Genomic DNA, 709 nt, shown 5'->3' on the forward strand with positions numbered 1-709 from the left:
GGGGTTTGTGTAAAATAAAAGAGATATTATTAATGGACATTAATCAATGCCATGATTTCTGTTATAGCTAGAAACAGCTGATGGTTTAATATCTGTTAAATACTTAGGATCTACTGACCAAATAGAAACTTTTAAAGGATAACATTTAGCTACATCAGAAGAATGTTCTGAACCACAATCTCCTCCTGGACAAGCAGAAAGAGCTCCTAAAATATCAGTTTCAGCAAAAAATTCTAGATAATCCCCTGGTCTAACTGGACTAGCTTTCATAAAGTATTGTTTGGTATCATTAGTAAAACCAGTAAGCATAAATACATTTAATACATCATGAACTATTTTTTCAGCATGATCTAATTGAACATTTTTTTCTTTAACTAGTGCTCTTGTTAAATTTGAATGACAACAATAGTGGTAATCATTATCGCTTAATAGTTTTGAAGTATAAGGATCGCATCTAGTACCAATTACATCATGAACAGAGCCACCATCTTTATCATAATCATACCAATCCAAAGTGTCCCAAGTTATTGTCGCTAAAGACCTAAGGTATGGAAAGCTGCTAAACATTTTGTCTCCAACGGATAGATGTGTCCCATATAAAGCTCTTGTTTTTCCTGAATAAAATTTTTCCTCTAAATTATTTAAATTAAATAAATTTAGATCTCCTACTTGTGGGCCATCTACACTTTCAATTCTAAAAAACTCACCC

At 32.0% G+C, this 709-nt stretch carries 1 protein-coding gene; it reads right to left on the bottom strand.

Features of this window, described 5'->3' with window-relative positions; translation table 11 throughout:
- Positions 1-39: 39 nt before the first annotated feature.
- Positions 40-709, bottom strand: a 670-nt coding sequence (locus tag AMN99_RS04045; RefSeq protein ID WP_075506554.1) for an urea carboxylase-associated family protein, incomplete at its 5' end; no start/stop codon positions are given.

This window comes from Candidatus Pelagibacter communis, assembly GCF_001180225.1.
Taxonomy (GTDB): Bacteria; Pseudomonadota; Alphaproteobacteria; order Pelagibacterales; family Pelagibacteraceae; genus Pelagibacter; species Pelagibacter ubique_D.